The following is a 15,478-nucleotide window of genomic DNA, read 5'->3' as shown; positions in this document are numbered from 1 at the left end:
TCAAATATCGTATATAATAATATCATTATAAGCTAATAAAGTTAATTGCATGCATTATAAAAATAAAAAAGGTCGTTAACCTAAGTTAACGACCTTTTATTTTTTATTAATATAATCTCTTAAAGTATCTATAGATTTTTAGTCCGCGATTCTTCTTAGATTACATATATTTTTCTAATAAGTCTTTGAAATGCTTATTTTCACGTGGATAAGCAATCTTCTTGTAGTTTAATAAGTCAGCATCTGAAACGTTGTGAGAAATGGAGTTAAAGCCCCATGATCCTGTACCTAAGGTTAAGGATGGTGCTAATCCATTTACAATGTTTCCTACCCCACCTAGTCCACATTGAGTGTTAACTAGGATACGGCAAGCTTGCATTTGCATACCGAATTCAGTAATAACTTCATCATCAGTAGCTTTAATTCCTGCAGTGTGACCTAATCCACCGTAGTTTAAGATAGCTTTTACCAAGTCAAAAGCATTATCTTGGTTATCAGCTTCGTATACTGAAACTACTGGTGATAATTTTTCACCGGATAGCAAGTAATCTTTACCGATACCATCTAATTCTGCAGCTAATACCTTAGTATCAGCAGGAACTTCGATACCAGCTTGTTCAGCAATTTGTTTTGCAGAACTACCTGGAATAGGACCGTTAACACTACCAGTTTCTGGGTTAAACATAGTAGTTGCTAATTTATCTTGTTGATCCTTAGGAACGAAGTAAACGCCTGCTGCAGATAATTTCTTCTTCATATCATCATAAATATCATGGTCGATGACCAAGCTATTTTCAGTAGCACAAATCATTCCGTTATCAAAGGTCTTAGAAGCTACAATGTCTTCTACCGCAGCGTCTAAATCAGCGGATTTTTGTACATATAATGGTGCGTTACCAGGACCTACACCTAATGCAGGCTTTCCTGTGGAGTACGCAGCTTTTACCATAGCGGGACCACCGGTAGCTAAAGTAGTTGCTATCCCATCATGATTAATTAATTCATTGGTAGCTGCAATGCTTGGTTCAGTAATCCATTGAATACAATTCTTAGGAGCACCGGCCTTTAATGCGGCATCTAACACTACTTCAGCAGCACGACTTGATGATTTCAAAGCTTGTGGATGGAAACTGAAAATAATAGGATTTCTAGTCTTCATCGCAATAATAGCTTTGAATAAGGCAGTAGAAGTTGGGTTAGTAACCGGTGTAATACCAGCTAATACCCCTAGTGGTTCGGCGATGGTTACGGTTTTAGCGTCATCATCACGATCCACAATTCCTACTGTTTTATGATCCTTAATATATTCGCCCACTTGACCAGCCGCAAAGATATTCTTCATGGTCTTATCACGAGTAACACCACGACCAGTTTCTTCTTGGGCCATTTGGGCTAATTCTGCACTGTGTTTTAACCCCGCCTGTACCATAGCATCGACGATTTTATCGACTTGCTTTTGGTTTAGTTCACGCATAGGTGCCAACGCAGCTTGCGCGTTTTTTACTAAGTTATCAATCATTTTTTCTGCTTGAACCATTCTTTGCCCTCCTTTAAGAAAACCAATGTCTGGCTACATCTTGATTCTAACAATCCATATATTATGGTGCAAGGCTTGGCGGCTTAAGTATCCATTAATTTTCCCTAAGATTTTTATGGCAATTAATCATTAATATCTACGTTTCGTTTTTTGTTTCATGTGAAACACTTATTAGAAAAGCCCATATACAGTGCATTTTTCAGCAAGTATACGGGCTTTTTCATTTTATTATTCAACTTTTTCTAAACGATTAATAGACAACAAGTATAAGTATTTGCCTACTACCGGTTTATGCAAAATATTTTCCAACGCGGTGGCGTATAGATTAATTTGACCCCGGTATTTATCGACAATCTTTTGTGCTTGTTCATCATTACCCGGCCATGGAACATAGTCAGTCTTGTAATCAAATAGAATTACTTTATCTGCTAATTCAATGTAGCCGTCAATAATTCCGTGCACTAGGATTTTTTCTTGTGCATCGGCAGCGAAGCCATTAAAGACTAAGTTGGCATCCATTAACATAGAGAATGGTGCTTCACGACGAAGTGCATCGGTATGTTCTAGCATCATCTTACCTAATGGGCTTTCGAAGACGCGGGCTACTTCAGCAGTATTAATCTTCTTAGCTACTTCCGGCGTAATCACTTGATCAGCTACTAGACGTTGCAACAAGTCATTTACAGTATCGGCTGTAGGCGCAGTGTCTAGGTCAATTTCTTGTAGCAACAAGTGAGTTGCAATACCGATATCAGTAGGCATAGGTTGACTTACTGATTGCATGAATTTAGGTGTACTAAAGTCATTATTTACATAACGACTGCTTTGTTTATTTTCTTGCCATTTATCATCGTAGTTACCTAATTGTAGATTATCCGGATCTTCGAATAAACGTTTAATTTCGGAAACGGATTGATAAGCAGTAGTATGCGTAGCCACGTCATTAGGATATACATAATCCATAACTTGGTTAATATCATCTACGTTAATATCTTTAGGCACTAACTTTTTGGCACTGCTTACTAAATTATCCAACCATTTAGCACTAGTTGCGTTATCACCAGTAACGGCGTGCTTAGATAAATCGTTAGCATTGATAAATTCAACGTCAAATTGGGTATTATCATCATCTAATACGGTGGAGTCGGTGTCATCCCCAAATTTATCTCTAAATCTTGGATGACGTACCAATGCAGGTCCAATCCAATCTAGATAATTCTTGGCCCCACTACGTAGCGCTGCATCCACTAATCTATCGTTACCGTGGGCAGCTTTATTCCACGCATCCAACACCTTAGTGCGGTCGTTAGAAGCCTTGGTAGCGCCCACGATAAATAGTTGTTGTTCCGCACGAGTTAAGGCTACGTATAATTTACGCATTTCTTCGGCTAATAGTCCTTGGTTTTCAATAGCAGTAACCACTTGACGTTGTAGAGAATCTTCTTTAATGCGAGTTTCGGGGTCGGTATAAGTAATCCCTAGCCCTAGTCGATCATTTAACACGTAAGATTTCTTCGTATCTTGTTGGTTGAAACCATGGGAAGCATCCATTAAGAAGACTACGGGAAATTCTAGTCCCTTACTTCCGTGAATAGTCATTACGGAAACTGCGTCGTCGTTGTCATCCGCATTAGCTTCATCTAAGTCTTCATTACGTTCTTGCATACGACGAACGAAGCGAACGAACTGGAATAATCCTTTAAAACTAGTTTGTTCATAATCAAAGGCACGTTCATATAGTGCATGTAAGTTGGCCTGACGTTGTTTTCCGGCAGGCATTCCTCCTACATAATCTAGAAAACCAGTCGTTTCATAAATATCCCAGATTAAATCTACAATTTCGTGTTGTTGTGCCACATCACGGAAATGTTGTAGTTGGTGCATAAAGGTTTGCACACGGTTAAAGACTTGGTCACTAAATTCGGAATGTTGCATTTCATCATAATGATGGTAGAAATGTAAAACGGCGTTGAAGTAATCACCCATCTTGGAATTAATACGTAGGTAAGCTAGTTGGTTTTCATCTAGCCCTACCATAGGTGAACGCAATACCGCTACTAATGGAATATCTTGGTAAGGGTTATCAATGATGGATAACATAGCCATCATGATTTGAATTTCGGTGGTCTTAAAGTAACTTTGTGCCCCGTTAATTAATACGGGAATATTATGCGCACCAAAGATATCTGAAATGATTAAATTATTATTTCTAGTAGCGGAAATAATGGCGATATCAGAGTATTTTACCGGACGCATTTCACCGGCTTTACGATCAAATACCGGCATCTTTTTATTAACCATTTCGTCGATTTTTTGTGCAATCATTTCCACTTGGCCATGCGCACTATCTTGTACTTGGAATTGTTCATCCATAGTTTCATCGGCGTCATCATCGTCTTTACTTTCGTAAACCATTACATCGACGTTGGCTTGTAAATCATCAGGGTATTTAGCCCCCGCTTTTAATTTAGCGTCACCAGTATAGTTAATTTCACCCACTTGTTTATCCATAGTTTGAGTAAAGATTAAGTTAATGAAATCATCAATGTTAGCTGCCGAACGGAAGTTATCCGGTAAAACAATGGTATGTTCATTTTCGGTATCTTCCATACGATCAATAAACATGGATGGGTCGGCTAAACGGAAACGATAAATGGATTGCTTAACGTCTCCCACCATGAACATATTACCGTGGTCAGGATGTGCCAAAGTAGATAAGATAGCGTCTTGTAGACGGTTATTATCTTGGTATTCATCCACCATGATTTCGTTATATTGGCGTTGTAAATTATCACGCACAGCGTGAGATTGTTCACTATTACCTGCCAAAATTTGGTAAGCATAATGTTCCACGTCGATAAATTCTAGACAGTGACGTTTTAATTTAGCTTGTTGATAGCTATCACTGAAGGTCAAAACCACTTGAATTAACTTTTCAATTAATTGCTTAGAAGCTTGCATGACTTTTAAGTTATCGGCTTCGTCTAAACCAAAGTATCTACCCGGAATCTTTTGGAATGCCTTCTTGGCAGTATCACGAATATCCTTGATACGGTCGTGTAATCCCTTCATAACGTCATCATAATCTTTGTTGGTACGAGGGAAAGTTTTGAATTTCGCAGAAGTGAAGGCTTCGCGAATGTCATCCCAACTTTGCGTATCTAATGACGCCATTAAGTCATCCATTTGCTCTACATCTAATTGCAAAGCAGCGGATTCTTTTTCCATCATATTGTCGTCAGCAATTTGTTTAGCGGAATTAAATGCTAACCGTTGTTGTTGCACATCGTTTTTAATGAAAGGTAGTAATTGTTTTTGATAAAAATCACTCTTAGTTAAACCTTCCTCGCCGACTTCATAAATACGTGTGGTCTTTTTCAACCAATCGACAGGGTCGCGGTTAACGTTTGCGTAGTCATAAATTCGAAAAACTAAGTCGGTTAAACCATCGTCAGAACGGTCATCCGAGAAGTTTTCGGTTAATTGCGCAAATTGACCATCTTTATCGTTGGCATACAAATCTTCTCGTACGGCATCCCAAACTTGTTCTTTTAACATTTGGCTTTCGGTAGCATCTGCTAATAAACGGAAGTTAGGGTCTAAATCAATAATATAGTAATAATTTTGCACGATTTTTTGACAGAATGAATCCATCGTAGAAATATCAGCTACCGGTAAACGGCGCAATTGACGCACTAAGAAGGCCTTTTTACTAGCATCCTTAGTTTGGTCTAATTGTTCATGTAACGCAGTTTGAATACGGTCACGCATTTCTTTAGCGGCCGCCTTAGTAAAGGTTACAATCAACATTTCATCAATATTTACTTGGTCACGAATTAATTTATTAATTACACGATCTACCAAGACACGGGTTTTACCGGAACCGGCAGAAGCTGAAACTAACACGTTGCGGTCAAATTTTTCAGTAACCGCTTCTTCTTGTGGTTTAGTATATTGCATTATTGATTATCCCCCCTTAGTTTTTTAAGTACTTCCGCTAAATCATACTTCGGTACGTCACGATAATTATTTTCATTTAGCAATGGATCAAATTGCATAATGGAACGGTATGGTGTGAATTGCATAGCATCTTGATTTTGTCCGAAACGAGCGGGTTGCATATCCACATTTCCGGTAAATATCTTCATCCCGGCTTGTTTAATCAAATCTTCGTTATGCGCTAGCAATAAATCGAGGTCCTCGGGTTTTACGATAGGACTGCTCTTGTAAAAGCCTCCACTCTTTTTCTTTTGTAGTGGGTAAACTAGCGATGAACCGTATTTATCGTCGGCAATTTTCTTATCAATTTTATTTAATAATTCCCCATCGTCGACTAAAATTCCTTGGTACTTTTGTTTCTTCAAAATAGTATCTTCAAAGGAAGTGCGGATATCTTTTCTAGCATATTTAGGATTGAAAATGTGCATGTAAACAGCACCGGCTAATGCTGCCTTGTCTTCTTCATCCATGATGCCTAAGTTGTGCGCTAACACATCAATGTAAGTCATCATTTGCATCGAAGTTCCGTCATATACTCTAGAGAAGTCCAAATGACGATCACTAGATTTGTAATCCACGATACCTAGATAGTTCTTACCATCCACATCCATGGAGTCCACACGGTCAATTCGACCACGCACGTTAATTAATTTAGCGGTGGTTAATTGCGCGGATTTAGGTAATTGGAAAGTAAGTGGTTTTAAGTCGTTCTTTCTACCCACTTGTCCAAAGGAAATTTCCGTCTTTCTAGCACGCATAGGTGTGTATTGGCTTTGTTTTTGAATGGTCGATAACGTATGTTTAACTGTCTTAACCAATTGGTTTTTAATGTAATTCATACGGCTGGAACTTTGTAAAATAGCGTATTGAAAATCGTTAGGATCTTCTAGCATTTTACTTACTACTGTATCGACTAATTCATTCATAGCTTGATTGTCTAAACTGGCAATATCGACGTGTTCTTCGTTGATAGTACGCATCAAGTAATCCATAGATTCATGGTAGAACTGCCCGGTACTTGCGGGTGATAAATCGAAGACATCACGTTCTTTTAGTTTCAAACCATAACGTAAGAAATATTCGTAAGGGTTACTGTAAAATTGTTCCAATTTAGAAATGGAAGTATTAATTTTATTTCCATATAATCCGGTAACGATTTCCGGCATTAATTGGGTAGGTGTGTTGTTGTAATCTAGGCCACCCAATAATTTATTAGCTAAATCACGATAACTAGGATGTTGATCTAATTTAGTGTAAATGTAGCGCCATGCCGGAGTTAAATCTTGTTGCGTTTCCTTACTATTTTGACTAGCTTGGACTAAGTGACGAAGAGTAGAACGGTAAGTTCCTACATATTTTTGCACTTGGTCACTGTCGGCAGCTGGCACACTATTGATGTGTTGTACTGATAAGTCAAAATGTTTAGCAATTCTAGCTACATAAGGTGAAATTTGTACGGAAGATTCGTCGTTGTCCCCTAAACTATAGGAGAAAATTAATTTTTCACTACCTACTAGAAAGGCTAAGTAGTTTAAGAATGGGTCGTTGGCCATTTGATTTTCGGCAGTATCACGTAGATATTGGTCATCATCGAAGGAATCCGCTAAATCATCACGGTCCGCGTCACTAAACAACGCTTCGTTGGTAATTTTATCGGGCATTACTTCGTCGGTAGCTCCCATCATAAAGACCACTTTGCGATTGTTCATTTGTACAATTCCACTTTCGGAAATAGCCACTTGGTCTAAAGTAGAAGGAATTTGTGAATAAGTAGCTCCAGAGAAACCACTTTGCAAAAGCGTAATGAAATCATCTAAGTTAAATTCACGTTCTCCTAAAATAGATACATAATCATCTAATAAATTACAGAAAGTTTGCCAAACTTGTTCGGGTTGTGCGGCATCCACTAATTTTTCTGCATCGATGGATTGGTCACGCCAACTCTTTAATTGGTCCACTACACCCATATTTACTAAAAATTCGTATAGAATTTGTGCAGCTTGCGCACCGTTTTTAGCTTTCTTCATTTTAGCGAAGAATGGTGGGAAATTATCTCTAATAAAATGTCTGATGACATTAATTTCTTCGGTAATTTCTTTTACACGGTCGACTTGCGTACCAAAATCACTTTCGGATAACCAAGCATATTGCCAATCTTCTTTTTGTAACCAACGATTACCTTCATAACCGTTTTTCAATACTAAGTTTTCGGTTAGCGCTACGTAGCGACGGTAATCTTGAATATCTAAATAGTTGCCGTCTTCGTCTTTAGGAATCATTAATTCCGTTTTTAGTAAACGCATCACGTCTAAGTATTGATACTTACGACTACCTTCATCCATGCTAAATAGCGCATTAATTAATTCTACTAATGGATGATCTTCCATGGATTTAGTAACGTCGTTGAAAGCCGGAATATCTAATAAGTTAAATACTGGCGCTAAAACGTTTTGATAACGGTCTAGATGACGAGTTAACACTAGAAAATCCGAGTAACGATAGCCACCGTGCGCTACCATTTGACGGATTTTTACCGCAATATTTTCTACTTCAGAAAATGGATTATCGGCACGAATGACTTCAATACTATGTTTATCATCTAAAGTACTGTCGTCGATTTTGCCTAATTTAATAGATTGTTGCCAATATTTATCCAAACGTAATAAGTCATCGCTGACACGTTGTTGTTTAGCCATTTGATCGACTAATACCGGAATTTGGTTAGCACGAGCTAAGTTATAGAAACGGTAATACCATTTAGCAGATTGGAAAAATAAATTAGGTTTTTCGGGTAATTCATTAGGGTATTTACGGTCTAAGTTAAGCGCAATGGTTACACTGGCAGCTTGTTGGATTAATAGTTCCACTAATTTAGCTTCTTGCGCAGTAAATTGGTTAAAACCATTAAAGTAGAAATGACTTTTTGATAAGTCTAAATTTCCTTCTGCTACATATTTACAAAATAGGTTTAAAACATCAGATTTATATAAATATTTGTCTTGTGTTTGGGCTTCGAATGCACGATAGATAATGATGAAATCATGCATTTTATCTTTTAGACCCGCATTTAAGTTATCTTGTTTATCTAAAATATTTGCTAAATCATCTGCAGTAATTTGGCCAGCCTGCATTTCGGCGATTTGTTGCGATAATTTTTGAATGAAGCCGGGTTGTCCCCCTTCACCACGAAAGACAGTAAGTTCATCTTGATGATCTAAAATAATTTGATAAATCAACATATTAATTCCCGATTCACTCAAACGAGTTAATTGATATGTAGGATGATTCTTCATGTAATACCAAACTAGTCGGGTAATGGAGAAAGTTTGAAATTTACTTTCGGCATAAATTTTTTCATTATTAACGTTTAATTTCTTTAAAGCTTGGACTTCAGATTCAAACTTAATATGGTTAGGAACCAAGTAAAAGAACTGGTCATCCGGGCGTTGCGCTATTTGTTGATGTAAATCGTCCATGATGACTTGTTCATGATCATAACTGGCAGTTCCTAAAATAAATTGCAGTGACATTGCCGTACCCCTTTTTCCGTTATTTAATATCCTAATTATATAATATGGCTCGTAGTTTTAAAAATTATCCAAATTTTTTTCAAACGATAAAACCCATTCATGGCAATGTTTTATCCTCTCTTTTAGAAAAAAGTTTAAATTTTTCGAGTAATAATAGTAGGTGGAAAATATATGTTGTGGTATATTAAATCGTACACGAGATATTAAGTAATTAATTATGCTTATGTTTCGAAAATTATAATAATTATGTATGGGAAATGAATCGTTTTATATTATTGGGATATCTCTACTTGAGATTAATATGGATCCGTTTCAATTCGCCTAGCATTAAGGAAAGTGGGAATTTTTTATGTTCAAACACACTCGTAAGTTACAATACAACGCTAAGCCAGATCGTCCAGATCCAATTATGGCACGCCGTCTCCAAGAAGCTCTAGGTGGCCAATGGGGTGAAACTACTGGTATGATGTCATACCTATCACAAGGCTGGTCATCCACTGGTGACGAAAAGTACAAAGACCTATTATTAGACACTGGTACTGAAGAAATCGGTCACGTGGAAATGATTTCTACTATGATTGGTTACCTATTAGAAGGTGCCCCAACTACTATGACTGCTGAAGAAATGAAGAAAGACCCTTCTAAGGCAGCATTACTATCTGGTATGGATCCAGAACATGCTTTAGTTCACGGTTTAACTGCCGGTCTAAACAACCCTAACGGTGCTGCTTGGAACGCCGGTTACGTAACTTCCAGTGGTAACTTAGTTGCTGACATGCGTTTTAACGTAGTTCGTGAATCACAAGCTCGTCTACAAGTTAGCCGTCTATACGACATGACTGATGACGAAGGTGTTCGTGATATGTTGAAGTTCCTATTAGCTAGAGAAACTCAACATCAACTACAATTCATGAAAGCACAAGAAGAATTGGAAGAAAAATATGGTGTAATTGTTCCTGGTAACATGGGCGACATTGAACATGATGAATTCACCCACGTTCTAATGAACTTCTCTGATGGTGAAGGTTCACGTGCCTTTGAAGGACAAGTTGCTAAAGATGGTAAGAAATTCACTTACCAAGAAAACCCAGAAGCTATGGGTGGCATTCCTAAGACTAAGCCAGCTGACCCACGTCTACACAACGACCAAGGTTAATTTAGACTTTAGTCTTCAATAAATTTAAATACTAACTAAAAAGAACCGATTAACAATAGTTAATCGGTTCTTTGTTTCACATGAAACATATTAGTGATTACGAGGTAATTTATTATCTTCTAATACATCATTAGTGTACTTTTCAACTTGTAAAGCCACTTCAGAAGCCTTAGGATCACCGGGTTTCAAATGTGCAGCAGTATCTTGAGCCACTGCCCAGTAAGCCAAACTATCAGTAACTGGTACGATATCTCTTACAATTTCCATCTTTAATTCAGGACGTTGTTTTTGTAAGGCTTCAAAAGTTCCGTAGTTAGTAATCATATGAATAGTACCACCGGATTCGGGTGACACACTCTTGAAAATAACTAAATGAGAATCTTTTTGGGTAGCAGTTAATTGTTGTTTAATTTGTTGTAATTGTTGCTTGTTTAATTTTAACGCCATGTTTTTGCACCTCTTATCTTTCAATCAATCCAACTGATTGATTAACGAATTGTTGATATTCTACTACTTGTGCAGCTATCTTGGCAACACTGTCCGCGCTAACTTCGCCGTAGTCCATGTTTTCACCTTCGTCGATGACTTCTAGTTTACCTACGGAATCGTCTACGATACGAACCGGACGCAAGATAGTATAAGGGATTTCATATTCATCCACCAATTTGGCCGCATATCTTTGTTGATTCAAATACTCTTTGTTATTTTCCACTCCGGGATAAACTACCGTTCCCAGTAATTCATTATCAATGCCGGCAGTAGATAACATAACAAATTGTTGCAAAGAGGGATTAACTTGATCTAGTGCTTCTACGATGGCTTCCATCGCTAAGTCCACATCCCAAGGACCTAAAAATGTGTAAATAACTTCTACATCGGCGAGCGCATCCACATAATTTTTAGCATCATCAAATTTTATATTATCTAAAATTTGTGTTTCATATTGTGGGCCTAATTGCGCAGCGGTTTTATCCGCTAAATGATGACGATTGCCAATCATTAAGACTTTCTTCATTGTAACCCTCCTTACCACCTTAATTTTATCAAATATTAATCACTAAGTTAACGTCTAATAATTTAAAATTCATCATTATTGTTCATATCCAGGTACCCAAACCGACGAATAACACTTCATGACTTTCTTTAGGGTAGGTTTTGTTTTATTGTGGTGTTATTATTAGTATGACAAATGAATAATTAAGGAGGCCATTAATATGGTAAAAATTGGTAAATCAAATGTTGAATCTACCTCACTTGGTTTAGGTACTAACGCGGTAGGTGGTAACAACCTATTCCCTAATTTAAACGATGAAACTGGTATTCAAATCGTCAAAACTGCTTTAGACAGTGGTATCACTTTATTAGATACTGCCTTTGCATACGGTATGGGTCATTCCGAAGAATTAATCGGTAAAGCTATTCAAGGCTACGACCGTAGTAAGTTCGTAATTGCTACTAAAGCTGCACAAGACACTAGCAATGGCGATGTAACTATTAATAATAACCCACAATTCTTAAAACAAGCCGTAGAAGATGCTCTAAAACGTCTACAAACTGACTACATTGATATTTTCTACATCCACTTCCCTGACGACCAAACTCCTAAGGATGAAGCGGTAGCTGCTTTACATGAACTAAAAGAAGAAGGCAAGATTAAGGCTATCGGAGTTTCTAACTTCTCATTAGACCAAATCAAAGAAGCCAACAAAGACGGCTACGTAGATGTAGTTGAAGATCAATACAGTCTATTACACCGTGACGCCGAAAACGAAATGTTCGACTACTTAAGAGAAAACAACATTTCATTCGTACCATTCTTCCCATTAGCTTCTGGTTTATTAACTGGTAAGTACTCAGAAGTAGTAGACTTCCCAGAAGATGATATCAGACATGGTAACCCTGACTTTTCTGGCGAACGTTTTGCAAACATCGTTAAGAAAGTTAACGGTCTAAAGCCATTAGCTGACAAGCATGATGCTACTATTGCTCAATTAGTATTAGCTTGGTACATGAAGAACCCTGACATTACTGTAGTTATTCCTGGTGCTAAGAAGCCTGAACAAGTACAAAGCAATGCCAAAGCTATGAACGTTTCTCTAAGTGATGAAGAATACGCTCAAATCGATAATGAATTCAAAAATCTATAGTTAAGTTTTTAGCCTCTATATTCGGTAATTAATCGGATATAGGGGCTTTTTTATTACGAAAAACCAATTTTTGCGTATTTTTTGTTTATATCGTTCGTCTTTTAGTAGACTTTATCGAAAATTGTGGTAATATATAATCGTGAGATATCAAAAATACGAACATTAAAGGAGAATGTTTTATGTTAAAGGGAATTGCCCGTTATTTTCATTTTGATGAATTAGGTACCAATTATCGTACCGAATGTTTAGCTGGTTTAACCACTTTCGTTTCGATGGTTTACATATTATTCGTTAACCCCAACGTTATGAGTGCTTCCGGCATGGACAAAGGAGCCGCATTTACTGCCACTGCTTTAGCCACTGCCCTAGGTTGTTTCTTAATGGGTGTCATTGCCAACTATCCCATCGCATTATCCACTAGTTTAGGAATGAATGCGTTCTTCGCTTACTCCGTATGTATCGGCATGCACGTGCCTTGGCAAACGGCTTTAGCCGGAACTTTGATTGCTTCACTTATTTTCTTAGTTTTAACTGCTTTTAAAATTAGAGAAGTTATCATTGATGCCATCCCTAGCGATCTAAAAAGTGCCATCGCTGGTGGTATCGGTTTATTCATTGCTTTTCTAGGATTAAATCAAGGTGGTTTAATCGTCGCTGATAAAAGTACTTTAGTTACTTTAGGATCATTTCACGTAGGTAGTACTTGGTTAACTATTTTCGGTTTATTCGTGGCCGTCGTTTTAATGAGTGCCCGCGTTCCTGCCGCCATCTTCATTAGTATGGTTGCTACTACTATCTTAGGTATGTGCACTCATTTAATTGCGCTACCTTCTCACATCGTAGCCGGAATTCCAAGTATCAAACCCGTATTTCTAGCTGGTGTTTCTCACATCGGCGAAATCAACAGCGTGCAATTATGGATTGTCGTTTTCACTTTCTTATTAGTAACCTTCTTTGATACCACGGGTACTCTAGTAGGTCTTGCTAAACAAGCAGGTTTGATTCGCGACAACAAGATTCCTCGTATCGGTCGTGCGTTAGGTGCTGATTCCTTAACTACTGTAGGTGGTTCACTACTAGGTGCTTCTCCAATGGGTGCTTTCGTAGAATCTTCTGCAGGTATCGCCGTGGGTGGTCGTTCCGGATTCACAGCTATTATTACTGGTATTTTATTTATCCTAGGAACTTTCTTCTCCCCACTATTGGGCGTTATCACCGATCAAGTTACTGCACCTGCCTTAATTATCATTGGTATCTTAATGGCAAATTCTCTAAAAGATATTCATTGGGATAAGTTCGAAATTGCCGCACCATCCTTTATCATTGTTTTAGGAATGCCTCTTTCTTACAGTATTTCCGACGGTATCGCATTAGGATTTGTGATTTATCCTATCTCTATGCTAGCCGCTAAACGTGGTAAAGATGTACATCCTTTAATGTATATTTTAGCGGTAGTCTTCGTAATCTTCTTCTGGTTACTAAATAACTAAATTAAATAAAAACCAAGCTCTTAGTGTTAAACTAAGAGCTTTTTTCTATTTACGTGGTAAAATCCTATCATCCCAATAGTTTAGGAGATGACCTATGCCACTAAAAGTAACGCATGCCAGTATTGGCTACGACCAGCAAATTATTGTTAATGATTTAAATTTTTCCGTACAAAATGGTGATTTTATCGCTCTCATCGGTCCCAACGGTGCCGGTAAATCCACTTTATTGAATTCGTTAATCGGAATATTGCCAGTAATACAAGGCTAAATTCATTGGTCGGATTTCGATGCTAAAAATCCCTTTAGAATCACCGGATTCAGTCCGCAAACCCAGATTATCGACTGGTACACTACGGTTTTCGATAACATTTTACAAGGCCCTCTATTAGCCGGATTTAGTTTCCATAAAGCTAATGCATTAGTAAAACAGGCAGCTAAATTATTAGATATTGAAAATTTATTAGACAGTCCCGTAGATCATCTATCCGGCGGACAACAGCAACGCGTTCAAATTGCGCGGGAAATTGCCCGCCAACCACATATTTACATTCTAGATGAACCTACTACCGGTTTAGATGTGGAATCGGCCGAACAGCTATTTCAATATTTAAAAAATCGGGCAGCCACGGGTCATTTAGTTATTGCTTCATCGCATGATTTAACTTTATTAGATGAATATGTAGATAAAGTTTTATTCATTGATCAACATCAACAAATTTTCTTCGGGTCGCTAAAAGAATTCACTGCTGACGCGAGCCTAAGAGACACCTACTTAAAGGAGCGTGATAAGCGTGAATCCTAGCACATTTAGGCACCACTCATTAGGTTTAAAAGCCATTTTAATCGTCGCCAATAACGAATGGCGAGCCTTTAAAACCAACAAAGGTTTACTGGTATCTATGGTAATGCAACCTATTATGTTATACGGCTTATTGGTTTTAGCTTTGAGCACTAATATTTCCTCTATTAATTATTTCGGTCATAAAATTGCATATAATCAATACGCATTAATCGGAATTTTGGCTTTCTTTATGACCACGCAAATGTCGCAAGCCATGTATCGCGCCACCGTAGATAAACAGTATGGTTTATTAGCTATTAAATTTTTAAACGGCGTGCAACCGTGGCATTACCTAACTGGTATGAGTTTCTTTCCTTCCATCGGCTTTATTTTTCAAGGTATTATTCTGTTTATTTTAGGCGTGCTATCAGGTGGTATTTATAACGTGTTTTATTACTTCATGGCGTTACTTTTAGGACTAATTATTTTAGAATTTTGGTCATCGTTAGGTATTTTATTAAGCACTAAAATTGCTACGTATGAAAAACGTGATTTAATTATGACGCTTATTTTCACACCCATTTCTTACGCGGCACCTACGCTATATGCGTTACCACACCATGCACCTTGGATATTGCAAGCATTAACCAGTATCAATCCTCTAACTTATCAATTAAAGGCACTAAGAAGTATTGCTTACGGAAATTTTGATATCGTCAGCATCAGCATCGGCGTGGAAATCACTATCGCAATGATCATAATTACGCAAATTATTTTAAATCGCATGCAATTAACCCTATCAGAAAGATAATTTGGAAGGTATACGTAAATCTGTTAC

The 15,478-nt window shown here is 37.6% G+C and carries 10 protein-coding genes and 1 pseudogene; 6 read left to right on the top strand and 5 right to left on the bottom strand.

Annotated elements, in window-relative coordinates; genetic code table 11:
* Positions 1-160: 160 nt before the first annotated feature.
* The 3 genes from D7I45_RS00610 to D7I45_RS00600 all read right to left on the bottom strand — a co-directional run bounded on the left by D7I45_RS00610 (position 161) and on the right by D7I45_RS00600 (position 9,066).
* A complete protein-coding gene (locus D7I45_RS00610; RefSeq protein WP_205570328.1) occupies positions 161-1,537 on the bottom strand; it encodes an aldehyde dehydrogenase family protein in 1,377 nt (458 codons plus the stop codon).
* 228 nt (positions 1,538-1,765) lie between these two features.
* Complete coding sequence (gene addA, locus D7I45_RS00605) at positions 1,766-5,497, bottom strand: helicase-exonuclease AddAB subunit AddA (protein WP_120783866.1); 3,732 nt, start codon at positions 5,495-5,497, stop codon at positions 1,766-1,768.
* On the bottom strand, positions 5,497-9,066 hold the full coding sequence (locus tag D7I45_RS00600; protein ID WP_120783865.1) for a PD-(D/E)XK nuclease family protein: 3,570 nt from the start codon (positions 9,064-9,066) through the stop codon (positions 5,497-5,499). Before D7I45_RS00600 ends, addA begins: the two co-directional genes overlap by 1 nt.
* Before the next feature lie 349 nt (positions 9,067-9,415).
* On the opposite strand from D7I45_RS00600, the gene D7I45_RS00595 reads away from it, so the two are divergent.
* A complete protein-coding gene (locus D7I45_RS00595; protein ID WP_120783864.1) occupies positions 9,416-10,222 on the top strand; it encodes a manganese catalase in 807 nt (268 codons plus the stop codon).
* 90 nt (positions 10,223-10,312) lie between these two features.
* Here D7I45_RS00595 and D7I45_RS00590 read toward each other — a convergent pair whose 3' ends face one another.
* Together D7I45_RS00590 and D7I45_RS00585 are read right to left on the bottom strand one after the other, a co-directional pair.
* Complete coding sequence (locus D7I45_RS00590) at positions 10,313-10,669, bottom strand: hypothetical protein (protein ID WP_120783863.1); 357 nt, start codon at positions 10,667-10,669, stop codon at positions 10,313-10,315.
* Between the two features lie 13 nt (positions 10,670-10,682).
* Positions 10,683-11,237 (bottom strand): SDR family oxidoreductase, encoded by a 555-nt coding sequence (locus tag D7I45_RS00585; protein WP_120783862.1) that lies wholly within the window; start codon positions 11,235-11,237, stop codon positions 10,683-10,685.
* Between the two features lie 199 nt (positions 11,238-11,436).
* On the opposite strand from D7I45_RS00585, the gene D7I45_RS00580 reads away from it, so the two are divergent.
* From D7I45_RS00580 to D7I45_RS00565, 5 genes and pseudogenes are all read left to right on the top strand, one after another.
* Positions 11,437-12,369, top strand: a complete 933-nt coding sequence (locus D7I45_RS00580; protein ID WP_120783861.1) for an aldo/keto reductase — start codon at positions 11,437-11,439, stop codon at positions 12,367-12,369.
* A 179-nt stretch (positions 12,370-12,548) separates the two neighbouring features.
* Complete coding sequence (locus D7I45_RS00575) at positions 12,549-13,859, top strand: NCS2 family permease (RefSeq protein ID WP_120783860.1); 1,311 nt, start codon at positions 12,549-12,551, stop codon at positions 13,857-13,859.
* A gap of 94 nt (positions 13,860-13,953) precedes the next feature.
* A pseudogene (locus D7I45_RS06240) lies at positions 13,954-14,415 on the top strand (ATP-binding cassette domain-containing protein); the annotation flags it as partial.
* A gap of 21 nt (positions 14,416-14,436) precedes the next feature.
* Positions 14,437-14,661 carry a P-loop NTPase family protein gene (locus tag D7I45_RS06235; protein WP_242446928.1) on the top strand — a complete coding sequence of 75 codons (225 nt, stop codon included), beginning with the start codon at positions 14,437-14,439 and terminating at the stop codon, positions 14,659-14,661.
* Positions 14,651-15,451: an ABC transporter permease gene (locus D7I45_RS00565; RefSeq protein WP_120783859.1), complete on the top strand. Its 801-nt coding sequence runs from the start codon at positions 14,651-14,653 to the stop codon at positions 15,449-15,451. Before D7I45_RS06235 ends, D7I45_RS00565 begins: the two co-directional genes overlap by 11 nt.
* Positions 15,452-15,478 lie beyond the last annotated feature (27 nt).

Origin of the sequence: Apilactobacillus bombintestini (genome assembly GCF_003627035.1) — a bacterium.
Taxonomy (GTDB): domain Bacteria; phylum Bacillota; class Bacilli; order Lactobacillales; family Lactobacillaceae; genus Apilactobacillus; species Apilactobacillus bombintestini.
This window is presented reverse-complemented; position numbering and strand designations above follow the sequence as displayed.